Below are 22533 nucleotides of genomic sequence, written 5' to 3' on the forward strand. Positions count from 1 at the left end.
CATGCATTACTACGAATCGATGCAGTCCCTGATAGGGAAGACTCCGCTCGTGAAACTTACGCATGTCGGTGTGCCCGAAGGCGTGAACCTGTTTGTGAAACTTGAACTCTGGAACCCCTCGGGCAGCGTGAAAGACCGCACCGGCCTCTACATGGTGAACGACGCGCTCGCGAAGGGAACGCTCAAGCCGGGCGGAACCATCGTCGAGGCGACTGCGGGCAACACCGGCCTCGGAATCGCTTTTGCGGCGCTCAATCGCGGCGTGCGCGTGATATTCGTGGTGCCCACCAAGTTCTCGCAAGAAAAGCAGACGCTCTTGCGCGCGCTCGGGGCAGAACTCATCAACACACCACGCGAAGAAGGCATGCTCGGCGCCGAAAAGAAGGCCGAAGAACTCCTGAATCAGATTCCGGATTCCATTTCGCTCAGGCAGTTCCACAACATGGCAAACCCGCTTGCCCATTACGAAACTACCGGCCCCGAAATCTATGAAGACCTCGATGGTCACGTAGATTATGTGGTGGCTGGCGCAGGGAGCGGCGGCACTTACAGCGGCATTCTCAAGGCGCTCAAGGAACGCAACCCGAAAATCCAGGGCGTGCTGGCAGACCCCATCGGTTCTACCATGGGCGGCGGCGAACACGGCGACTACAACATTGAAGGAATCGGCAACGACTTTATCGCCGATACCATGGACATGTCGCTCGTAGACAAGGTCATCAAAATCAACGATGATGATGCTTTTACCGGCTCTCGCGAACTCGCCCAGAAAGAAGGAATCTTTGCAGGCTCCTCTTCGGGTGCAGCATTTAGTGCCGCCAAGAAGCTCATCGCCTCGGGCGCCCGCGGAAACATCGTGTTTGTGGCCCCTGACCGCGGCGACCGTTATTTCAGCAAAGGATTGTACGAGTAAAAATCACTCTACAATACATTTAGAAGCGAGCAACATAAGGACGGTAGCTAACTGTCCTTTATCTTTGCTATACGCTTTTACAAGTGCTTTTAAGGTGTACTCTTTTTTTAGAGTACTTATCATGCATTTACTTATCGACTTTGGTAATCCGAGTTGATTCAAGTATTCGGTAAAACTCTTTTCTATTTCAGGAGTAAACTTGTCGGGAAGGCATTCAAGAACATAATCAACACCCCATACATTATTGTTTTCTGGATAACCATTCTCCAAAACAACTTGCACAAGACGAGATTTGTCTTTGATTATTTTATTATAAACGCAATTGCAGACCTTGCCCGCCTCCTTATTGCCAAGAATTGCTTTTTCTTGTTCTTTACATTCCGCCAGATATTCTTTTTTGTTGAGACTGTTTAGCAAGGTGTCTGCAAACGCCTTCGCCTCTTCCTCAGTAATCTGTGAACTTGTTTCTTCATATTCTTTGTCGCAAGCAGCCACAGCATCCGACAAGAACGATGTAAAGTTATAGTCCTGATCGCCCGCCTGCATTTCGGCATCGAGCCTCAGGTATTCTTTTTCGCTATATGAGCCTTGCAAACGTGCGAGTACGCACCCGCAAACCCATTCATTCGCGTTTTCGGAGCAGTCTTTTAAAAATGCCTGCTGCGTTGCCTCCGAGAAGGTGAATTCCCCGGTATTGCTCTTCTTGGCGACAAAAGCTGCCGCCCCGCCAGCCACGGCATATGCCGCCGCAAAAAGCAGCCCGATTAGCAACAATTTCACGTTCCGCATGGCGTAACCTCCGGAAAATAGTTCTCAGCCATAAAGATACATTCTGCGGGTGTCAAAAGATGACAATCGCGAAATTTTTCGAAAAAGCGTGAGGAAATGCGGGGATTGGAGAATTTACAGGGACATTTTTTTCGCTTCTTTTCCCCAAAAAATAATCTAGATTGTGAAACAATGACAACGCCCATATTATATAAATATCTTGATTTTGAAGGCGGTCGGCTGATGCTGAAATACCGCACGCTTCAGTTTACCAATGCCACAAAATTCAACGACCCGTTTGACTGCCACCCGGCATTATTTGATTTTTCTCGCGCCCCCAAGAACGAACGTAATTGGCCTCCTGCAGAATTCATCTCACAGATGGAATATACGCACATGAAAAATTACAGGGAGCAAACCTGGATTTGTTGCTTGTCGAAGGTGTGCGATTCGTTATTGATGTGGGCTTACTACAATAACCACAAAGGTATTTGCATTGGTCTTAATTTGAGTGCAATTTTGTGGTGTTGCCAAGATAGGTTTGCCGGACTGTCGGCTCCTCAAGCAGCGGAAGAGGTTATTTACAGAGACATAACCGATAAGCCCGATTATTTTAGAGTTCGTCATTCTCCATCCGAATGGCTGTTGACGAAAGCCAAGGATTGGGAACACGAGCAAGAGGTTCGCTTGATTGCGCAAGATCCTTATTGGGCGAATGCAGCACGAGATGTTCCAAGAGAATTTGATGAAGAAGAAAGCATAGACGGGAAAGAAATACGCCATTACCCCAGAATTACTGCCGATTGCTTTGAATCGGTTTATCTCGGCGTAAATATGTTGCCGCGCAAAAAGGAGCAAATTATCGAAATTGCAAGGGACTTGAATCCGAATATCAATATCTACCAGATAACTCTTGACCCAAACGCTTTCAAACTCAAGCCCGTTCTCATAGAACATCCGTAATTTTATTTACTTTTACCTTTGATACAGCAAAGGATTTTCTACATGTCCAAGAACAAGGTGATCGACGCCGCTTTTGACGATTCCCCGGTAGATGTTTCGACCGAAGTCAACTTTATTTGGTCCATCGCGAATACGCTTCGCGGCCCTTACAAGAGCGACAAGTACAAAGATGTCATCATCCCGATGGTGATTATCCGCCGCTTTGAATGTGCGCTTGCCGGCACGAAGGCGAAGGTCGTTGCCCAGTTCAAAAAGAGCCCCGCTTACCCTTACAAGGCGATGTGCAAAATCTCTGGCTTTCAGTTCTACAATACGAGTGAATACACGCTGGCGGAACTCTTGAACGATTCTGAACACATTGCTTCAAATTTCAAGAGCTACTTGAACGCATTCTCGCCGAACGTTCAGGAAATCATCATGAGCAATTCGTCGGGTCTCGATTTCGAAAAGCAAATCGACAAGATGGACAAGCACAATCGCCTTTACGGCGTCATCAAGAAATTCTCGGAATTGGACCTTAATCCGAAAACGATTGACAATGTAAAGATGGGCTACATTTTCGAGGATCTGATTCGTAGATTCTCTGAAAATGCCGAGGCGGGCGACCATTACACGGGTCGCGACATCATCAAGACGATGGTGAACATCTTGCTTGCCGAAGGTTGCGACGACATCTTTGACGATGGCAAGGTGATTACCGTTTGTGACCAGGCCTGCGGAACAGGCGGTATGCTCTCCACTACGGAAAACTTCATCAAGCGTTTTAACCCGACGGCGGACATTCGCCTTTTCGGGCAAGAGGTGAACCCGGAATCTTATGCGATTTGCCTTGCCGAAATGCTTATCAAGGGGCAAAACGCCGAGAACATCCGCCTGCAAGATACGATGAAGGCGGATTGCTTTGCGAATACCAAGATGCGCTTTATGGTAGAGAATCCGCCGTTTGGGCAGCCGTGGGGCGGCAAGGATGCTGCCGAAGGTGTCGAAGAAGCGGTGTATAAGGAAAAGACGAAATCGCAGAGCCGCTGGGGTGCGGGCTACTTGCCTGCAACGGGCGATATGCAGTTGCTGTTTATCCAGTCTGCGGTTGATAAGATGGACGACCTTTGCGGGCGTGCGGCGATTATCGAGAATGGTTCCCCGCTCTTTACGGGTGGCACGGCCTCGGGCGAATCGCAGATTCGTCGCTGGCTTTTGGAAAACGACCTGCTCGAAGCGATTATCGCGCTCCCCACAGACCTTTTCTACAATACGGGCATCGCGACCTACATTTGGGTGCTCTCGAAGAACAAGAGCAAGAAACGCCGCGGCAAGGTGCAGCTCATTGACGCAAGCGGCCTTTACCACAAGTTGCGCAAGAGCCTCGGCAACAAGCGCAACGAAATCACTCCCGAAGATCGCAAGCGCATTACCGAACTCTACGCCAACTTCGAAGAGAATGAACTCTGCCAGATTTACGACAACGAAGAATTCATGTACCGCGAATACGTGGTCAAGCAGCCGCTGCAGCGCAGTTACGCCATCACCGATGAACGCATCGAAAACCTGGTCGTGTCGGGTGCGTTGAATACGGTCTATGACGAAGCAAAGGTGAATGAACTTGAAAATTCCGAAGAGGAACTCTCCGCCAAGGAAGAAAAACTCCTTGAAAAGTTGAAGGCGGGCAAGCCCGTTTACGATTCCATCATGGAAACGTTAAAGGCAAATACAGGTAAGAAGAAGTTCCTGGAACCGGATTCCTTTATGGAGCGCTTGTCGGAACTGCTCCCTGATGTGGATAAAAAGTTGCTCGACAGGATTGCGGACGGCCTTTCTGCGATGGACAAGGAAGCTGAAATCCAGAAAGACAAGAAGGGCAATGTCCTTTGGGATAACGATTCGAAGGATACCGAAATTGTCAAGTACACCGAAAGCATCAACGATTACATGGCTCGCGAAGTGCTGCCGCATATCCCTGACGCAAAGGCTTTCTTTGAAGAAGATTTAAGCGCCAAGAAACCTGTCGTGAAGACGGGTGCCGAGATTCCGTTTACCCGCTACTTTTACAAGTATCAGCTGCCCAAGGCTAGCAAGGACTTGGCGAAAGAATTTGTGGAGCTCGATAAGTCTGTGAACAAGCGTATTGCGAAATTGTTTGGGTGAGAATTTTGATTTATGCGTAAGATGAAAGATAGCGGTGTTGAGTGGATTGGACAAATTCCAAGTGATTGGGATGTTTCTAAAATAAAGTATCTTATAAAAAGTCCTTTGCAATATGGTGCTAATGAGTCGGGAATTGACTATGATGAGCGATTGCCTCGATATATACGCATTACGGACATTACAATGGATAATGAGTTAAAGGAAGATGGCAAGCTTTCGTTAGACAATACAACGGCAAAGCCGTATTTACTTAAAGACGAAGATATATTGTTCGCTCGTAGCGGAGCCTCTGTAGGTAAGACATTCTTTTATAGAAAAATATTTGGCGCTTCGGCTTTTGCTGGATACCTTATAAGGGCATCTTTGAACAAAAAGGTTGCTTATCCTAAATTTGTTTTTTATAATACATTAGGACTTAATTACGAGAATTGGAAAAATCAATCCTTTTCGCAAGCAACGATACAGAATATTGGCGCTGATAAATATAATGAATACATTCTTCCAATCCCGCCGATTACTGAACAACAGAAGATTGCGGATTTTTTGGATGAGAAGTGTGGCGAGATAGATTCAATTCGTTCTGATGTGCAGCGCGAGATTGAAATTTTGAACGACTACAAGAAATCAGTCATTACCGAAGCCGTTACCAAAGGTCTCAACCCCAAAGCCAAATTAAAAGACAGCGGCATCGAATGGATCGGAAAAATCCCTGAAGGGTGGGATAGTATAAAAGCAAAGTATTTATTTAAACAAAGAAATTCTAAGGGCAATACGATTGATTTGCAATTATTGTCTCCATCACAAAAATTTGGAGTCATCCCCCAATCTAAATTAGAAGAGCTGACCACACAAAAGGTTGTAAAACTCAACGAGAAGGTCAATCTTGCAGAGCTCAAGACAATTCATCAAGGTGATTTTTGCATTAGCCTGAGAAGTTTTCAAGGTGGATTTGAGTATTCCGAATACGAGGGCGTTGTTTCTCCTGCATACCAAGTGTTTTATTCAATAGTCTCTTGTTGCAATGGTTATTATCGGTATTTGTTTAAAGAAAAGTCGTTCATCGAAAAGATGAATTCATTTACGATGAGTTTACGAGACGGGAAAAATATCGCTTTTGAAGATTTTGCAAATTCTGAAATGCCCGTTCCACCTCTCTCCGAGCAGAAGGCTATCGCAGATTATCTCGACGAAAAGTGCTCCGAAATTAATGCGACCATCGCCGATAAGCAGCGTCAGCTCGAAACCCTGGACGAATACAAGAAATCCCTCATCTTTGAATACGTCACCGGCAAAAAGGAAGTTTCCTAAAAATAGCATAATTTCCCAAATCTCATAAAAATTTGCAGATTTGGGAAATTATCCGTAGTTTTTAGCGTATATTTTCCCAAATCTCGTAAAAAATATCACTTTTGGGAAACTATTGGTTCAATTTTTGAGTATATTTAGGGAAACAGCATGGGGATGCCGATGAACCTTATTGGACGAAATCGCGAAATAGAAGAACTCGACCGCTGCCTGAAAAGTGACCAGTCGGAGTTTGTTGTCGTTTATGGCCGCCGCCGCGTAGGCAAGACCTTCCTTGTAGAGGAGTTTTTCAACCGGCAATACGACTTTTCTTTTGTCGGCGGACACAACCTGCCCGTAAAAAAGCAGTTGCGAAACTTTGCAAAGGCCATCAAGCATTACGCGCGTTTGCCAAAATTGCCAGAGTTTGCCGATTGGTCCGAAGCTTTCGATTCGTTAACCGGATGGATCGAGTCGCAATCCAGCGACCACAAGAAGGTCATCTTTTTTGATGAAATGCCGTGGATTGACACCCCAAAATCGGATTTTGTCGAAGAGTTCGAAAACTTCTGGAATGGTTGGGTTGCACGCCGCAAAGACATTCTGTTTGTTGCAACGGGCAGTGCGACCAGCTGGATGATTGATAAGCTCGTCGAGAACCAGGGCGGGTTGCATTGCCGCATTACGAACAGCATCTACCTGAACCCCTTTACGCTTTACGAGTCGGAACAATATCTCCGAGCCAGAAGGTGTGCATGGGATAGATACCAGATTCTCCAGGCATACATGATTTTGGGCGGAGTCCCGTTTTACTGGAGTCTGCTGGACACCCGCTTGAGCCTTGTCCAAAATATCGACCGACTATTCTTCCGTAAGAACGCTTTGCTGAAAATAGAATTTGACGAACTCTACAATGCGTTATTCTCCCATGCGGAATACTATATACAAGTGGTGCAGTTGCTCGCCAACCACAAAGAGGGCATGACCCGTTCTGAAATAGGGAAACAGGCTCATTTTGACGGAAAAATGTTGACAGTCGTGCTGAAAAACCTTGAACGCTGCGATTTCGTTTTGCGTTATAGCCAGCTTGGCAATAAGGTCAAGGACGCTATTTACCGTTTGTCTGATTTTTATACACTCTTTTATTTCAAGTATGTGCAGGCAAACAATTCCCTTGACGAACAATGGTGGAGTAAGCATTTCAACTCGCATAGCGTAGAAATCTGGCTGGGGCAGACTTTTGAACTAGTCTGCATGACGCATGTTGATGCTATAAAGCAGAAACTGGGCATTGCCGGCATCGCGACGGAAGTATCTGCGTGGAGATATGTGCCAAAAAGCGATTCTGAAAAGGGTGCCCAAATTGATTTAGTTATTTCAAGGGCTGACAGAACAATAAATTTATGCGAAATTAAATTCGCTATGGGCCGGTATCAGATGACGGCGGATTACGCCGATTACATTCGCGATAGGGCTGAACTTTTCCGAACTAAGACGAAAACCAAATACGCCATCGTACCAACAATGGTGACTACCTACGGTGTTGCCGAAGGTGCCAACAGCAGCGTCGCTCAACAAGAAATCACAATGGAAGATTTGTTCAGGGGGAATACGCTATGAAGTTCTCTATCAACGAACGTTACGATTACCAGCGCGGAATTCTCAATTATCTGAAAGAGCATAACGGTTACCGTGTGCGCACGAACGAGAACTTCGATCGCCGTTTTGCAATAGACGGCGAATTGCTCGTGGAATTTTTGACCAAGACGCAGCCGAAAAAAGTCGAACTCCTGCGCAAGATGTACAAGGGAGATTTCGAGGAAACATTGTTCAACTACTTCAACCGCGAAGTGAACAAGAAGGACGGAAGCCTTATCGGCGCGCTCAAGCACGGCATTGACCTTGCAAACCAGCACCTGGATTTGATGTATAGCAAGCCTGCCACCGATTTTAACCCGGAACTCTTGAAGAACTACCGGGAAAATATCTTCTCGGTCGCCGAAGAAGTCTGGGCGAGTGACGACGAAAGGATTGATCTGGTGATTTTCTTGAACGGAATTGCCATCATTTCGTTTGAGCTTAAGTCGAATCCGCAGGGGCAAAATTATTCGCACGCCATTGAGCAGTACCGCACGCAGCGTAATCCCAAGACGCGGCTGTTCCAGTTCAAGTCGGGAACGCTGGTGAACTTTGCGATGGACCTGAATGAAGTCTATATGACCACGCGGCTCGAAGGCGAAACGACGACCTTCTTGCCTTTCAATATGGGCGACGGCAATGGCGTAAATGCGGGCAAGGGTAACCCGCTTTGCGAAGACGATTACCCTGTGCACTACATGTGGGAAGATATCCTGACCAAGGATACGATTCTCGACTTGATTTCGAGATACATCTTTATCCAGGTCGAAGAAAAAGAGGACAAGGAAACCGGGAAAAAGACGAAGAAGGAAAATATCATTTTTCCGCGCTATCATCAGTTGGATTGCTTGCGAAAGATTCTCGCCGATGTCACGGAAAATAAGTCTTCGTTCAATTACCTAATCCAGCACAGTGCGGGTAGCGGCAAAACCAATACAATCGCCTGGCTTTCGCATCGTTTTTCTTCGTTGCACGACAAGGATGACAAGCAGATTTTTGATAATGTCGTTGTGGTGACGGACCGCGTGGTGGTCGATAGGCAGTTGCAGGCGGCCATTAGCGGAATCGAACACAAGTCCGGGCTTTTCAAGCCGATGAAGGACGACTGCACTTCGGATGATTTGCGCAAGGCTCTTGAAGGGAACACCAAGATTATCGCGACGACCATCCAGAAGTTCCCCTACATTGTCGATACGGTTGCCTCGCTTAAGGGGAAGACTTTTGCTGTTATCATCGACGAGGCGCATTCTTCTACTGCGGGCAAGAACATGGCGGCAATCACCAAGGCTCTTGGTAAAGGCAAGCAGAACGAAGACGAAGAAGTCGATGTCGAAGATTCCATTGTCGATGAAATCAAACGCAACGGCAAGCAGGAGAATGTTTCGTTCTTCGCTTTTACGGCAACTCCCAAGCCTACGACGCTACAACTGTTTGGGCGCATCAATAAGGATGGCCACGGCGAGGCGTTCCACACCTATTCCATGAAGCAAGCGATTGAAGAAGGTTTCATTCTGGATGTTTTGCAAAACTACATCACTTACAAAACATTCTATCAGGTAAACAAAGCCATTCAAGACGATCCGACCCTGGAAACCAAAAAAGCGAAGCGTCAGATTGCCCGCACTGCCGAACTGCACGATACCAACATTGCTCAGCGTGTCGAAGTCATTGTGGAGCACTTCCGCACGACCGTGATGCAGGAACTGGACGGAAACGCAAAGGCGATGGTCATTACGGATTCGCGCCAAGGTGCGGTGAAATACCGACAGGCCATGGATGAATACCTGAACAAAAAAGGCTACAGCGATATCAAGGCGCTGGTCGCATTCTCCGGGAAAGTCAAAGTCGATGATGTCGAGTATTCCGAAGCGAAGATGAACGGTTTTTCCGAAGACAAGTTGCCTGAAAAATTCGACAAGGACGGATACCAGGTACTGCTTGTGGCAAACAAGTACCAGACGGGTTTTGATCAGAAGAAACTCTGTGCGATGTATATTCTCAAAAAGTTGCGCGGAGTCAACGCCGTGCAGACGCTTTCGAGACTCAACCGCATTTGCTCCCCGTATAAAAAGCAGACCTTTATTCTCGACTTTAAGAACGATTACGAAGATATGAAGGCGGCGTTTGCTCCGTATTACACCTCGACATTCCTTGCCAACTCGGTAAACCCAAGAAATATCTACGAACTCGAAAAGAAGATTGATGCCTATGGCATTATCGATTACGATGACGTAATGAAATTTAACGAGTGGATGTACAAGGGTTTGATGGACAAGAAAAAGGCCGAAATCAACAGCCTGCTTGTGCGTGCCCAGAAATTCGTTGACAAATACGAACTCGAAGAACAGCTGGAATTTGTTGCTCTGTTGCGCAGTTTCGTGCGTTTCTATGAATTCATGATTCAGGTGACGAATTTCAGCGATGTTGACCTGCACAAGAAATACAATTTCATTGTCGCTTTGCTTGCGTATTTGGATATTCGCCAAGCGGGTAACGGCTTCTCGCTGAAGGGAAAAATCAAGATAGGGAACTTTGTCCAGAAAAAGGATGAAGAACACAAGGCCTCGAATTTAGTTTCTAAACCGTTCCTGAAATTGCCTATTGCCGAAAAATTCGGCCTCACCGAAGACAAAAAGCAGAAACTGTCCGAGATTATTGCTGAAATCAATAGCAAAAATGGAACCGCGTTTGATACTGACGTTGCCGTGAAAGCCGCTTTGCAGATTCGCGATATCATGATGAAAAACGAAAACCTCAAGAAGAGTGCCGCATCCAACACGGAAAAGGATTTCGCATTCCCGTTCTACGACAACATTGATGACGCGTTGATTGAAGGTCTTGATCAGAACGAAAGCTTCTTCTCACTGCTCCTGAACAACAACGAAATCAAGAAAGAAGTCCTTGGCATATTCATGGGCGAAATTTACAAGAGCCTAAAGAAGAAAGCCAAAGAAGCCGATGAAGCAGCGGATGCTACGGCTAACGAAGATGCCACAGGGCGTATTTATAAAATGCCAACGCAAAAGAATGAATTCAGCGATATGGGAATGGCCGCTGAAAAAAAGAAAGGCAAGAAAAAGAAATAACGCCACGCTCTCTTCTGCGAATTTTCAACCAAATACGGAAAATGTTTAAAGATTCCGTATTTCGTTCTACACCCCCATTGCTAGGCACATTTCGAGGGTTTTCTCTACCCGCAGAACCTTCGCGTATTTCATGAGCTTTGCGATGTTCTTATTGCGGCGCTTGAGGTAGTTCTTGACTATTTCTGTGCAAACGTCAATGCCGATTTTATTGCGGAATTTAACGGCATCGCAGACACATTTTTCGATGTCAAAAATTTTGACCTTGTAGCCTGAAATATTTGCCGTGGTAATGCCAAGGTTAAGCGCGTTGTCGGACAGATTATGAAGTTTGAAGTTCGGGTAGCGTGGCGCAACGACTTTGCGGCCCCTTTTTATGGCGACATCATATTGTTGCGGGACTTGCGTTGTGAGGCCGTAATGTTCCCAAGCGGAGAACATGCAGAGAATTCCACCGGGGATCAGGCTTTCGATATCCACCATCGTATCGGCCAGGGCAATCTCTTCTGCATAAACACCTCTCTTGACACGAACCAGTTCGCCCTGTTTCGCTTTATGGAGGGTCGCGTAGTATTGCGCTCGTCCTTGCTCGCAAACCATACCTGCCGTTATGAATTTCTTTTTATGCATATGTATTAAACTACTACAAATATACATAATTGTAGTAGTTTTGTACGCATGACGAGCGATGGCAACGCTGTCATCTCCTCGTTATAGCCAAATGCTATAACACTCTATAGTTAAATAGTATGCGTTTATGCCTTGACGGGGGCAAAATCTTATTCTATCTTAAAGCCTATAAGATTGGTAGGAAAAACAAAATGGTTTGTGATTCCTAAGCATTCGAAGGAGCGCCTATGATAAGTGACTGTCGAATGCCGAGAGGCATTCTGAAAACGAACTAGCCGGAAGTCTTTGTCCTTAAGGCTTCGCAGGTTAGAAAAATTAAGCCTAAGGATATCTCCAAAACCAAATATCGCGAGCACGGGTCTCTTTAGACCCGGTTGCCCGCTACAACCTAAAAGGAATTTTTATCATGACGACTCAGAACAAGCTCCACTTTGAAACTCTTCAGCTCCATGTTGGCCAGGAAACCGCAGACTCTGCAACCGATTCCCGCGCGGTTCCTATTTACCAGACCACCTCTTACGTTTTCCACAATTCTCAGGACGCCGCAGACCGTTTTGTCTTAAAGGCTGGCGGTAACGTCTATGGCCGTATCACCAATACGACCCAAGGTATTTTGGAACAGCGCGTTGCTGCCCTCGAAGGTGGCGTTGCCGCTCTCGCTGTCGCCTCTGGTGCCGCTGCCATCACTTACGCCATCACGGCTCTTGCCCGCAGTGGTGACCACGTGGTTGTCCAGCGCACGGTTTACGGTGGTACTTTCAACCTGTTGCAGCACACGCTCCGTGACTTCGGTATCGAATCGACCTTCGTCGACACTCACGATCTCAAGAGCGTCGAAGCCGCCGTCAAGGAAAACACGAAGCTCATCTTTATCGAAACTCTCGGCAACCCGCATTCCGATATTCCGGATATCGACGCTATCGCCGAAATCGCTCACAAGAACAAGATTCCTCTGGTCATCGACAACACCTTCGGTACGCCTTACTTGATTCGTCCGATTGAACACGGTGCCGACATTGTGGTGCATTCCGCGACCAAGTTCATCGGCGGTCACGGCACGACTCTCGGCGGTGTCATCGTGGATAGCGGTAAGTTCGACTGGACCAAGAGCGGCAAGTTCCCGCAGTTCACTGAAAAGAACCCGAGCTACGGTTTCCCGTTTGTGGCCGCCGGCGCTGCTGCCTACGCCATCTACGTGCGTACGATTCTCCTCCGAGACGAAGGTGCTGCCATTTCCCCGTTCAACGCATTCCTGCTGTTGCAGGGTGTCGAAACGCTTTCGCTCCGCCTCGATCGCCATGTGGAAAACACCAAGAAGGTTCTGGAATTCCTTTCCAAGCACCCGAAGGTTACCCGCGTGAGCCACCCGAGCTTCGAAAACCATCCGGACCACAAGCTTTACCAGAAGTACTTCCCGAATGGTGGCGGCTCCATCTTTACGTTCGATATCAAGGGCGGCCAGGAAGAAGCCTTCAAGTTCATCGATAGCCTGAAGATTTTCAGCCTGCTTGCAAACGTTGCCGACGTGAAGAGCCTCGTGATTCACCCGTACACCACCACGCATTCGGAACTTACTCCGGAAGAATTGGCTGCAGCCGGAATCACTCCGGCAACGATTCGCGTGTCTATCGGTACGGAACACTACGAAGACATCATCGCCGACCTCGAAAACGGATTCGCGGCAATTTAAAAAAGTCAATCTTTTTATTGTACGGAGAATACAATGATTGATTTTGAATATTACAACCCGGCGAAGATTGTTTTTGGCGAACACAGTGAGCAGAAACTGAAATCGCTTTTGGTTGGATACGGCGTGAAGTCACTCCAACTTGTTTATAGCGGTGACTTTATCAAGACGCTTGGCATTTACGATGTAATCAAGGATGCTGTTGCCGAACTGGGCATTCGTTTTTCTGAAAACGGGAACGTGGTGCCGAACCCTTCGATTGACCTGGTGCGCGAACTCGTGAAGCAGGGCAAGGAAAACCAGGTGGACTTTGTGCTCGCGGTCGGTGGCGGAAGTTCCATCGATACCGCGAAGGCGGTGGCGCTTGGCATTCCGTACGACGGCGATGTGTGGGATTTCTTTGAAAAAGGCGTGTCTCCCAAGCAGGTATTGCCCATCGGCGTGATTGCAACGACGGCATCTAGCGGCTCCGAGACTTCGAATGCGGCAATTCTTTCGAGCGGAGAATGGAAGCTCGGATTTGAAGATGACCGTATCATTCCGAAGTTTGCCATCATGAACCCGAAATACACTGTTGGCCTGCCGGCGTACCAGACTTTCGTGGGAATCGCTGATGTGCTTTCGCACTTGTTGGAGCGTTATTTCTCGGATGAGAAGTATTCCGATACCACGGACTACTTGATCGAAGGGGCCATCCGGGCGCTGCTCGTCAATGCGGACAAGCTTATCGCCAACCAGAAAGATGTCAATGCCCGTGGAGAAATCCAGTGGCTTGCAAGTGTCGCTCATGGCGGGTTCCTGGATGCAGGACGCAGCGCTGATTGGGGCTCGCACCGAATCGAACATGAACTTTCTGCCCAATACAACATCACTCACGGCGAAGGCATGGCGGTGGTGACTGTTGCCTGGACAAAATACATGGCCGAGAAAAAGCCCTGGAGGCTTGCGCTCCTTGCGAGCCGGGTGTTCGGCGTAGATTCGTTCAACTACAGCGAAACGGAACGCGCTTACATCCTTTCGGAAAAACTTGCGGCATTCTTCAAGAAGCTTGGGCTTGCGACAACGCTTGCAGACTTGAAGATTGGCGACAAGGACTTTGACGCGATGGCCGCACGTGCTACGCGTAATGGCAAGGTCGGGCACTACGTGCCACTCAATGCCGCAGCGATCAAGGATATCTTGAAGATTGCGCTGTAATCAAAAACTTAAACAAAAACAAAACGGTGCTAACGCACCAAAAGGAGAGTGCAACAATATGGCAAGAGTAAAATTTATTGAATCGGTTGATGAAGCTCAAGGCAAGGCAAAGGAAGCCTATGAAAAGCTCATCTCTACAGGCAAAATCACCAACATGAAGCGCGCGCTGTTGCAGGACTACGCGACGTTCGATGCCTTCATGGGCTGGTATACCAGCTGGGCTCGCCTCGTGGAAATCATCGGGCAGCGCGCCGCTACGGTCTATGCCCACGCTGTTTCTACGACGAACAGCTGCCAGCTTTGCTCGCTGTTCTTCATCAGCGACCTGAAGGCTCTCGGCATCGACCCGAACGGGTTTGAATACGAGAAGAACGAAGAAATCCTCGTGAAGCTTGCAAGGCAAATCGTGAAGGACCCCACCGCCGTTCCGGATTCCTACTTCGATGAACTGCGCAAGTTCTACAACGATTCCGAAATCGTGGCCATCGTGGGCTTTGCTGCCCAGATGATTGCGACGAACAACTTCAACTCCGTGTTGAAAATCGACGTGGACCAGCGCTTGCTCCCGATTGTGGGTGAATTCAAGCCTGCCACCTGGAGAAAGGACATCAAGTAGTTTTGTACTCTCCGTACAAAAGGGACGTCTCTGGAAAAAAGCGATGTTTTTCAGAGGCGTCTTTTTTTTTGTACATTCCCTATGCAGCGACCAGGTCCAGGAAATATCGGTGGATGCTTGTGTCGCTGTTGAGTTCCGGGTGGAACGAGAGTGCGATTTGATTCCTGTATTTCACGGCGACAATCTGCTTGGTGTTTGCGCTATCGGAATTTCCGTTTGTACTTGCCGTCCGCGAAAGAATCTCCACATCGTCGCTGACGGATTCGAAGAATGGGGCACGGATAAATGTCTGCGGGACCTTCCCGATATGCGCGACCTCATTTTCGGTGAAAAAACTGCCGAGCTGTCGGCCGTAAGCGTTGCGACGGATAATGGCGGGGAGCGTTGCGAAGTGGGCGTCTCTTTCGCCTGCGATTTTTTCGGCAAGCAGGATGGCGCCTGCACATGTCGCAAGTACGGGCAATCCAGCTTGAATTTTAGCCCTGAGCGGTTCAAAAAGCCCGAGGTCGCGCAGGAGTTTCCCTTGTACGGTACTTTCGCCTCCGGGGAGAACGAGTCCGTCGATAGTGCGGTCCAAGTCTCGCAGCTGGCGGATTTCAAAGACATCGGCGCCGAGCGCTTGCAGGATGCGTTCATGTTCGATGAATGCCCCCTGTACCGCTAGCACGCCGATTTGCGGCTTGTCAATATTCATTATTTCCCCCTTTCGGCCATGAGCAGAGCAATTTCCTGTTCGTTGATGCCGACCATGGCTTCGCCCAGGTCTTCGGAAAGCTTGGCGATGAGTTTTGCGTCGGTGTAGTTGGTGACTGCCTGCACGATGGCGGCGGCGCGTTTGGCGGGGTTGCCCGACTTGAAGATTCCGGAACCCACGAATACGCCTTCGGCGCCGAGCTGCATCATGAGGGCGGCATCGGCAGGGGTGGCGACGCCCCCGGCGGCGAAGTTCACCACCGGGAGTTTCTTGTGGTCGTGAACGTAGCGCACCAGGTCGTACGACACCTGGAGTTCCTTCGCACGGTTGAAAAGTTCGTCTTCGCGCAGGCTCGAAATGCGGGCGATTTCCTGGTTCATGAGGCGCATGTGGCGTACGGCCTGGACGATGTCGCCCGTGCCCGGCTCGCCCTTGGTGCGAATCATGGAGGCGCCTTCTTCGATACGGCGAAGCGCTTCTCCCAAATCTTTCGCACCGCAGACGAACGGAACTTCGAAATCGCGCTTGTTGATGTGGAAAACGTCATCGGCAGGGGAAAGAACTTCGCTTTCGTCGATGTAGTCAATTTCGATGGCCTGCAAAATCTGCGCTTCTGCAAAGTGACCGATGCGACATTTTGCCATGACCGGGATGGAAACGGCGTCCTGGATTCCCTTGATCATTTTCGGGTCGCTCATTCTGGAGACTCCTCCGGCGGCTCGGATGTCGGCCGGGATGCGTTCAAGGGCCATGACGGCGGCGGCGCCTGCGGCCTCGGCAATTTTGGCCTGTTCGGGGGTGGTCACGTCCATAATGACGCCGCCTTTGAGCATTTGGGCAAGATTCTTGTTGAGTTCGTAACGGTTCTGGTCTGCCATGTAAATCTCCTTGAAAAAGTGAATCGTTTGTTTTCAAGGCGTAATTTAAAACATTCCCTAGACTTGCTCAATATTCAGTTTTTTATTATTTTAATAAGGTCAGTTTAATACCAGATATACAAATAGAATAAGGTCAGATGATGTTTAGTTATGATATGTCTAAGGCGGGTGCAAACAGCCTCTACCATTACCTTTACCAGTGCATCAAAAAGGATATCGTAAGCGGGAACATCCTTGCCGAAGAGCAGCTCCCTTCCAAAAGGAATTTGGCACGGAATTTGGGCGTCAGCGTAGTGACTGTCGAAAACGCTTATGCGCAACTCCTGACGGAAGGCTTTGTCTATTCGCTCCCTAAGAAGGGATTTTTTGTCGCTGATATCAATGCTTCTGTAAAATCTACTACACAGCACAAGCGAAAGGTGCCGCACACCCGTAGGTTCCGTGCGGGTATGCTTGAAGAATCGGAACATACAGATTCCAAATACATCGCCGACTTTGCGAGTAACGGGGCCGATATCGAGGCGTTCCCCTTTACCACTTGGGCAAAGATTACTCGCGAGGTTCTTTGCGAAAGGCAGAGGGATTTGCTGAAGGTCTCTCAAGGCTCTGGCACATTGGAATTGCGCTGCGCTATTGCCCGCATGCTCCGGGAATTCAGGAATATTCAGGTGGCACCGGAGCAGATTGTGGTAGGTGCCGGTACGGACTATCTGTATGGGCTGCTAGTCCAGTTGCTCGGCTTTGACAAGTGCTATGCCGTCGAGGATCCGGGCTGGGCCAAGATTTCGAAAATATATGGCCAGTACGGTGTCAAGGTTTGCCACATTCCTATTCAAGGTGATGATTTTACCGATGCTGTGAAAAAATCCGAAGCGGACATCGTTCACATTTCCCCGTCGCACCATTTCCCGACGGGAAAGGTGATGCCTGTGGGAGAGCGTTATCGCTTGCTCAGTTGGGCGGCAGAATCCCCGAAACGCTATATCGTAGAAGACGACTACGACAGCGAATTGCGCATGACCGGCAAACCGATTCCCGCCTTGCAGAATATCGATGTTACCGAAAAGGTCATCTATCTGAATACATTTTCCAAGACAATGACGTCGGCCATCCGAATCGCATACATGGTGCTCCCGCCGCACCTTGCCGAAAAATTTCGCGACGAGCTTTCGTTCTATTCGTGTACAGTATCGAATCTTGACCAATACGTGATGGCGAAATTTCTGAATCTCGGGTATTACGAAACGCACATCAATCGCATGCGCAACTTATACCGCGCCAAGCGCGATGCGTTGCTGACTGCTATTCGCAAGAGCCGCCTTTCCGATGTTGCAAGTATTTATGAAGAAGATGCAGGCTTGCATTTTATTCTGGAAGTCCGCACCAAATGCTCCGACGATGAAGTATGCAGGCGCCTGCGTCAAAAGGGTGTCAACATAAAGGCTCTCTCGGAATACTATTTCGAGGCTGAACCTTCCGTGCACAAATTCGTCATCAACTATTCTTCTGTTGAAAAGAAGAACATGCAGAAGGCTGTGCAGGCGCTGGTTCAGGGCTACATCTAACCTAATACTTTTTGTTTACGGTTCGCCCGAGAAGGTCAAACGAACGGCTCTTCGGGAGAACAGAAGCGCGGATTCCCTTTTTGCGGATGGCCGTCGTCTCTTGCTTCGTATAGGTGAAGTAATAGTAAGTCGTGAATTCGTCCGATTGAATTTTCAGGGTATAGTTGTTTTCGCTGGAGGCGTACGTGATGGTTGAAACCGTATCACCCTCGGAAGAGGTTTCGTAACATTTGGAATCGCTTGAATCGCTTACGTACACGTCTGTTGAACGAATTCCTGATTCCTTGTCGGCCCCTTTATAGGTTGTATGCACAATGGAATCGCCTGTAAGGATTATTTCGGAATATCCGGATGTCCCGAAGTCTAGGCTTTTTGTCACGAGATGCATGGAATTGCTCGTAAGCTTGATGGAACGTTGTTGCCCCAATGTTCCAAAGCCGTAAAAGTCTTCAGAAATATACGTGGTGTCTGCAGACAAAGAATCCTTCATCAAATATTCATAGCCTGTTTTAGTCAGCTTGTTGGGGTCTTGATTCCAGTAGTACTTGTATTCTGTTGTCGAATTGTCCTGATAGGATGTCGATTGATAATTGTCGAGTCTGCCTTCGGCATAGGAGTATTTCATTGAGCCTACTCCGGGCATGGAAAGGGAATCCAGCTGGAATTCGGCATTAGGCTTCAAGTATAAATTGGATAGAATTTGGAAATAGAGACCGGTGCAGGAATTTGCCGACGCATATTGCATTGCTGCCAAAAGGCAGAATAAGATTTTTTTCATGTTCCCTCCATATTTTTACTAACGCATCTAAAATTAGTTTTTATTGAAAGGATAATGTGTGCCGAACTTTTTTACGTGACAGGCGTCATTGAAAAATGTTGTCAGGAATCATCTCTTTTTTCTTTGACATGGCAGTGCCGCATTAGGGCGGCGATATAAGCTTGGGCGTAGCGCGATGGCGTTACGCTTTTTCGCATTACGTAGCCGATGGTCATCTTGTCGATTACAGAAAGCGGCTTTGCGATAATTTCCTTGCCGTTTAGCTTGTGGCTGATGACGCCGGAGCAGATGGTGTAGCCGTCGAGGCCAATCAGCAAGTTGAAAAGTGTGGCGCGGTCACGGACTTTTATATTTCGCGGACAGTCGAAATCGATGGCGGTGAGCGGTTCTTCGGCGAAGTAGAAAGAATTGAAGTTACCTTGTTCGTATGTCAGGTACGGGAACGGTTTTAGATCGGCAAGCGTGATGCGTTCCTTTTTGGCGAGCGGGTTCTTGGACGACATGAACACGTGCAACGGTGTGGTGAACAAGGGCTCGAATACCAAGTTGTTTTTCCGAATCAGGTTGCGAATGACTTTTTCGTTTTTGCCGCTCAAGTAGAGCACTCCAATTTCACTTTTCATCTTGGTCACATCATCGATGATTTCGTTTGTCTGCGTTTCACGGAGCGTGAAGTCGTAACTGGGGCCGCCAAACTTGCGGATGACATCGACAAAGGCGTTTACGGCGAAGGAATAGTGCTGGCAGCTGACGGAAAAAATCGTATTCCCGTTTTCGCCTCCCTTGTAGTGGTCTTCGAGAAGCGCGGCCTGTTCCAGTACCTGGCGTGCATACGAAAGAAATTCGTCACCTTCGTTTGTGATGGTGACTCCCTTGTTGCTGCGGTTGAAGATGGTGACGCCCATTTCTTCTTCGAGCTCGTGGATGGCCGCTGTCAGGCTCGGTTGCGAAATGAAGACGCGCTTGGACGCCTCCGTGATGTTCAGTGTGTCGGCTACTGCTACTGCATATTTAAGTTGTTGTAAAGTCATAGTGTTTTTTTATTGCTGGTTATCCACCATAGATTTAAACTATGGTGATGTGATAAAAAATAGTATTTTACCTATTTCAAAAAAGTGGGTATATTTGCGAACAAACAAAATAACGTGAAAAAAAGGTAGGTAAATGAATATGACAGCAAAGAAGACATCGGTTATCGGCTTCCCGCGCATTGGCAAGGCCCGCGAACTCAAGTTTGCAAGCGAAAAATTCTTTAAGGGTGAAATATCCGAGGCAGAACTGCAGAAGACCGCTGCTGAAATCCGTCAGTACGGTTGGCAGAAGCAGAAGGCAGCGGGCATCTCGTTTATTCCGTCCAACGACTTCTCTTTTTACGACAACGTTCTCGATACGGCCTTTTTGCTCGGTGCCGTTCCGGCCCGTTACAGGGAACTTGGCCTTTCCGCCCTCGAGACTTACTTTGCCGCGGCCCACGGCTACCAGGGCCCCAAGGGAGACGTCAAGGCGCTCCCGATGAAGAAGTGGTTCAATACGAACTATCACTATATTGTTCCCGAACTGGATGATTCTACCGAACTGGCCCTCTCCGGCGACGTGAAGCCCATCCGGGAATACAACGAGGCGAAGGCCGCCGGGGTACATACAGTGCCTAGCCTCGTTGGTCCCTATACCTTCCTGAAGCTTGCCCGCTACAACGGCAACAAGAAGGCTGGCGCCTTTGCCGCTTCTGCGGTGAACGCCTACCTGGAGCTGGCGGAACAGCTTTCGGTCGCAGGTGCGGAATGGATTTCTCTCGCCGAGCCCGCGCTTGTCTTCGACGTGAATGACGAAGACAAGCAGTTCTTCAAGGCCATCTATAGCGCCCTTCTGGAACAGTTGCACGCGAAGGCTTCGGTCAAGGTCCTCCTGCAGACTTACTTCGGTGATATCCGCGATGTCTATCAAGAAGTCGTTTCGTTCGGTTTCGACGGTATCGGTATCGACTTTGTCGAAGGTCTCAAGTCTCTTGAACTGCTCAAGACGGGCTTCCCGAAAAATGCCATCCTGTTTGCGGGCGTCGTGAACGGCAAGAACATCTGGCGCGCCGATTACGAAAAGAAGAATCTCCTTCTGATTGAAATCGAGAAGGTTGTCGACGCGTCCCGTGTGGTCGTGGGTACTTCTTGTTCCTTGTTGCATGTGCCTTACACGGTTGCGTCTGAACAGAAGCTCCCTGCGGACACCCTGAAGCATTTCGCCTTTGCCGAAGAAAAGCTCGTGGAACTTGCGGATCTCGCCAGCGGTGACCAGACTGCCTTCGAAAAGAACAGGGCTTTGTTCGCCGCCGCCCGCGTGAGCGCGACGCCCTCGGTGCGGGCAAGCATTGATGCGCTCACGGAGGATGATTTTGTTCGCCTTCCGAACCGCGGTGAGCGGCGCAAGATACAGGCGGGCAAGTTCGATCTGCCTGCATTCCCCACGACGACAATCGGGTCGTTCCCGCAGACCGCCGAAGTACGCGCGAACCGCGCCGCCTTCAAGAAGGGCGAAATTTCGTACGAACAGTATGTGGAATTCAACCGCAAAAAGATTGCGGAATGCATCGCGCTGCAAGAAAGCATCGGCCTCGACGTGATTGTGCATGGCGAGTTCGAACGCAACGACATGGTGGAATATTTCGGTACGCAGATTGACGGATTCATCTTCACGCAGAATGCCTGGGTCCAGAGCTACGGCACCCGCTGCGTCAAGCCGCCTGTCGTATGGCGCGACATTCACAGGAACAAGCCTATTACCGTTGAATGGTCCGTGTTTGCGCAGAAGCAGACGGGCAAGCCGGTGAAGGGCATGCTTACCGGCCCCGTGACGATTCTCAACTGGTCGTTCCCGCGCGAAGATATTTCGTTGAAGGCTCAGGCGCAGCAGATTGCCCTTGCCATCCGCGACGAAGTCCTCGATCTCGAAAAGAACGGCATCAAGATTATCCAGATTGACGAGGCTGCCCTCCGTGAAAAGTTGCCGTTGCGCAAGAGCGACTGGCACAAGGAATACCTGGACTGGGCCATTCCGGCGTTCCGCCTCGTGCATGCGGGAGTAAAGCCTGAAACCCAAATCCATACGCACATGTGCTACAGCGAATTCAACGATATTGTCCGCGACATCGATGCGATGGACGCCGACGTGATTACGTTCGAGGCGAGCCGTTCTGACCTGAAGTTGCTCGATGCGCTCAACGATGCGCATTTCGAGACGCAGGTGGGGCCGGGTGTGTACGATATCCATTCGCCGCGTGTGCCTTCGGTGGATGAAATCGTCAACACGATTCACAGGATTATAGACAAAGTTCCTCAGGCGAATGTGTGGGTGAATCCCGATTGCGGTCTCAAGACCCGTGGCGAGACGGAGACGACCGCAAGCCTCAAGAACCTGGTCGCGGCGGCAAGACAGTTGCGGGCCGAAGCCTAGAAAAAGTTCCATATATACCACAAGTCCCGTAAGCGAAATGCTTGCGGGGCTTTTCTGTATATGAATTTTTTGCCCTTTTTTGCCGTTTTATAGGCTTTTCCTATACTCTAGTTATAGACAAAAGCTATCGGTAAGAAAAATGTAAGAAAAATTCCCGAGGTTTTGACCTTTTTCCTATTGAATGAGTAGGGAAAAGGTTCTAATTTACAACCTGTCGAACGGACAAGCCGTTCAAAAAAGTTAAAAACAATGG

Annotated in this window: 17 protein-coding genes; 11 read left to right on the plus strand and 6 right to left on the minus strand. The window is 48.7% G+C overall.

Features of this window, described 5'->3' with window-relative positions:
* The first annotated feature begins 1 nt into the window (after position 1).
* Positions 2 to 913, plus strand: a complete 912-nt coding sequence (locus B3M32_RS01235; protein WP_290742671.1) for a PLP-dependent cysteine synthase family protein — start codon at positions 2 to 4, stop codon at positions 911 to 913.
* A gap of 3 nt (positions 914 to 916) precedes the next feature.
* Here B3M32_RS01235 and B3M32_RS01240 read toward each other — a convergent pair whose 3' ends face one another.
* Positions 917 to 1702: a hypothetical protein gene (locus B3M32_RS01240; protein WP_088639033.1), complete on the minus strand. Its 786-nt coding sequence runs from the start codon at positions 1700 to 1702 to the stop codon at positions 917 to 919.
* Between the two features lie 171 nt (positions 1703 to 1873).
* On the opposite strand from B3M32_RS01240, the gene B3M32_RS01245 reads away from it, so the two are divergent.
* The 5 genes from B3M32_RS01245 to B3M32_RS01265 all read left to right on the plus strand — a co-directional run bounded on the left by B3M32_RS01245 (position 1874) and on the right by B3M32_RS01265 (position 10794).
* The gene (locus B3M32_RS01245) at positions 1874 to 2644 is read left to right on the plus strand and encodes a DUF2971 domain-containing protein (RefSeq protein ID WP_290742676.1); all 771 of its coding nucleotides are present in this window, start codon (positions 1874 to 1876) and stop codon (positions 2642 to 2644) included.
* Positions 2645 to 2686: 42 nt separating this feature from the next.
* On the plus strand, positions 2687 to 4786 hold the full coding sequence (locus B3M32_RS01250; RefSeq protein WP_290742679.1) for a type I restriction-modification system subunit M: 2100 nt from the start codon (positions 2687 to 2689) through the stop codon (positions 4784 to 4786).
* A 12-nt stretch (positions 4787 to 4798) separates the two neighbouring features.
* Complete coding sequence (locus tag B3M32_RS01255; RefSeq protein WP_290742682.1) at positions 4799 to 6094, plus strand: restriction endonuclease subunit S; 1296 nt, start codon at positions 4799 to 4801, stop codon at positions 6092 to 6094.
* A 159-nt stretch (positions 6095 to 6253) separates the two neighbouring features.
* The gene (locus tag B3M32_RS01260; RefSeq protein WP_290742685.1) at positions 6254 to 7690 is read left to right on the plus strand and encodes an AAA family ATPase; all 1437 of its coding nucleotides are present in this window, start codon (positions 6254 to 6256) and stop codon (positions 7688 to 7690) included.
* Positions 7687 to 10794: a type I restriction endonuclease subunit R gene (locus tag B3M32_RS01265; RefSeq protein WP_290742688.1), complete on the plus strand. Its 3108-nt coding sequence runs from the start codon at positions 7687 to 7689 to the stop codon at positions 10792 to 10794. Before B3M32_RS01260 ends, B3M32_RS01265 begins: the two co-directional genes overlap by 4 nt.
* Before the next feature lie 66 nt (positions 10795 to 10860).
* Here the strand turns inward: B3M32_RS01265 and B3M32_RS01270 are convergent, their stop codons facing one another.
* Complete coding sequence (locus tag B3M32_RS01270) at positions 10861 to 11421, minus strand: type IV toxin-antitoxin system AbiEi family antitoxin domain-containing protein (protein WP_290742691.1); 561 nt, start codon at positions 11419 to 11421, stop codon at positions 10861 to 10863.
* 406 nt (positions 11422 to 11827) lie between these two features.
* Between B3M32_RS01270 and B3M32_RS01275 the strand changes: the two genes are divergently transcribed.
* The 3 genes from B3M32_RS01275 to B3M32_RS01285 are packed head-to-tail and all read left to right on the plus strand — an operon-like array spanning position 11828 to position 14921.
* On the plus strand, positions 11828 to 13111 hold the full coding sequence (locus B3M32_RS01275; RefSeq protein WP_290742694.1) for an O-acetylhomoserine aminocarboxypropyltransferase/cysteine synthase family protein: 1284 nt from the start codon (positions 11828 to 11830) through the stop codon (positions 13109 to 13111).
* 33 nt (positions 13112 to 13144) lie between these two features.
* Positions 13145 to 14305, plus strand: coding sequence for an iron-containing alcohol dehydrogenase (locus B3M32_RS01280; protein ID WP_290742697.1), 1161 nt, complete (start codon positions 13145 to 13147; stop codon positions 14303 to 14305).
* Positions 14306 to 14363: 58 nt separating this feature from the next.
* The gene (locus tag B3M32_RS01285; protein WP_290742700.1) at positions 14364 to 14921 is read left to right on the plus strand and encodes a carboxymuconolactone decarboxylase family protein; all 558 of its coding nucleotides are present in this window, start codon (positions 14364 to 14366) and stop codon (positions 14919 to 14921) included.
* Between the two features lie 79 nt (positions 14922 to 15000).
* On the opposite strand, the gene pdxT is transcribed toward B3M32_RS01285, so the two are convergent.
* The gene (gene pdxT / locus B3M32_RS01290; protein WP_290742704.1) at positions 15001 to 15615 is read right to left on the minus strand and encodes a pyridoxal 5'-phosphate synthase glutaminase subunit PdxT; all 615 of its coding nucleotides are present in this window, start codon (positions 15613 to 15615) and stop codon (positions 15001 to 15003) included.
* Positions 15615 to 16493, minus strand: a complete 879-nt coding sequence (gene pdxS / locus B3M32_RS01295) for a pyridoxal 5'-phosphate synthase lyase subunit PdxS (protein WP_088638859.1) — start codon at positions 16491 to 16493, stop codon at positions 15615 to 15617. The genes pdxT and pdxS overlap by 1 nt, the downstream gene beginning before the upstream one ends.
* A gap of 137 nt (positions 16494 to 16630) precedes the next feature.
* Here pdxS and B3M32_RS01300 point away from each other — a divergent pair, with 137 nt between their 5' ends.
* Positions 16631 to 18058 (plus strand): PLP-dependent aminotransferase family protein, encoded by a 1428-nt coding sequence (locus B3M32_RS01300; protein WP_290742709.1) that lies wholly within the window; start codon positions 16631 to 16633, stop codon positions 18056 to 18058.
* Position 18059: 1 nt separating this feature from the next.
* Here B3M32_RS01300 and B3M32_RS01305 read toward each other — a convergent pair whose 3' ends face one another.
* Together B3M32_RS01305 and B3M32_RS01310 are read right to left on the minus strand one after the other, a co-directional pair.
* Positions 18060 to 18836, minus strand: a complete 777-nt coding sequence (locus tag B3M32_RS01305; protein WP_290742712.1) for a hypothetical protein — start codon at positions 18834 to 18836, stop codon at positions 18060 to 18062.
* Positions 18837 to 18937: 101 nt separating this feature from the next.
* Positions 18938 to 19867 (minus strand): LysR family transcriptional regulator, encoded by a 930-nt coding sequence (locus tag B3M32_RS01310; RefSeq protein ID WP_290742715.1) that lies wholly within the window; start codon positions 19865 to 19867, stop codon positions 18938 to 18940.
* A gap of 139 nt (positions 19868 to 20006) precedes the next feature.
* Between B3M32_RS01310 and metE the strand changes: the two genes are divergently transcribed.
* Positions 20007 to 22280 carry a 5-methyltetrahydropteroyltriglutamate--homocysteine S-methyltransferase gene (gene metE, locus B3M32_RS01315; RefSeq protein ID WP_349679847.1) on the plus strand — a complete coding sequence of 758 codons (2274 nt, stop codon included), beginning with the start codon at positions 20007 to 20009 and terminating at the stop codon, positions 22278 to 22280.
* Positions 22281 to 22533 lie beyond the last annotated feature (253 nt).

The organism is Fibrobacter sp. UBA4309, assembly GCF_002395745.1.
In the GTDB taxonomy this organism is placed as follows: Bacteria; Fibrobacterota; Fibrobacteria; order Fibrobacterales; family Fibrobacteraceae; genus Fibrobacter.

What these genes read in the sequence shown, in the direction of transcription:
- B3M32_RS01235 (WP_290742671.1), top strand. Translation starts at nt 2, where the DNA reads ATGCATTACTACGAATCGATGCAGTCCCTGATAGGGAAGACTCCGCTC.
- B3M32_RS01285 (WP_290742700.1), top strand. Translation starts at nt 14,364, where the DNA reads ATGGCAAGAGTAAAATTTATTGAATCGGTTGATGAAGCTCAAGGCAAG.
- B3M32_RS01275 (WP_290742694.1), top strand. Translation starts at nt 11,828, where the DNA reads ATGACGACTCAGAACAAGCTCCACTTTGAAACTCTTCAGCTCCATGTT.
- B3M32_RS01245 (WP_290742676.1), top strand. Translation starts at nt 1,874, where the DNA reads ATGACAACGCCCATATTATATAAATATCTTGATTTTGAAGGCGGTCGG.
- B3M32_RS01255 (WP_290742682.1), top strand. Translation starts at nt 4,799, where the DNA reads ATGCGTAAGATGAAAGATAGCGGTGTTGAGTGGATTGGACAAATTCCA.
- B3M32_RS01310 (WP_290742715.1), bottom strand. Translation starts at nt 19,867, where the DNA reads ATGACTTTACAACAACTTAAATATGCAGTAGCAGTAGCCGACACACTG.
- B3M32_RS01305 (WP_290742712.1), bottom strand. Translation starts at nt 18,836, where the DNA reads ATGAAAAAAATCTTATTCTGCCTTTTGGCAGCAATGCAATATGCGTCG.
- B3M32_RS01250 (WP_290742679.1), top strand. Translation starts at nt 2,687, where the DNA reads ATGTCCAAGAACAAGGTGATCGACGCCGCTTTTGACGATTCCCCGGTA.
- B3M32_RS01270 (WP_290742691.1), bottom strand. Translation starts at nt 11,421, where the DNA reads ATGCATAAAAAGAAATTCATAACGGCAGGTATGGTTTGCGAGCAAGGA.
- B3M32_RS01280 (WP_290742697.1), top strand. Translation starts at nt 13,145, where the DNA reads ATGATTGATTTTGAATATTACAACCCGGCGAAGATTGTTTTTGGCGAA.
- B3M32_RS01240 (WP_088639033.1), bottom strand. Translation starts at nt 1,702, where the DNA reads ATGCGGAACGTGAAATTGTTGCTAATCGGGCTGCTTTTTGCGGCGGCA.
- B3M32_RS01300 (WP_290742709.1), top strand. Translation starts at nt 16,631, where the DNA reads ATGATGTTTAGTTATGATATGTCTAAGGCGGGTGCAAACAGCCTCTAC.
- pdxS (WP_088638859.1), bottom strand. Translation starts at nt 16,493, where the DNA reads ATGGCAGACCAGAACCGTTACGAACTCAACAAGAATCTTGCCCAAATG.
- B3M32_RS01265 (WP_290742688.1), top strand. Translation starts at nt 7,687, where the DNA reads ATGAAGTTCTCTATCAACGAACGTTACGATTACCAGCGCGGAATTCTC.
- B3M32_RS01260 (WP_290742685.1), top strand. Translation starts at nt 6,254, where the DNA reads ATGAACCTTATTGGACGAAATCGCGAAATAGAAGAACTCGACCGCTGC.
- metE (WP_349679847.1), top strand. Translation starts at nt 20,007, where the DNA reads ATGACAGCAAAGAAGACATCGGTTATCGGCTTCCCGCGCATTGGCAAG.
- pdxT (WP_290742704.1), bottom strand. Translation starts at nt 15,615, where the DNA reads ATGAATATTGACAAGCCGCAAATCGGCGTGCTAGCGGTACAGGGGGCA.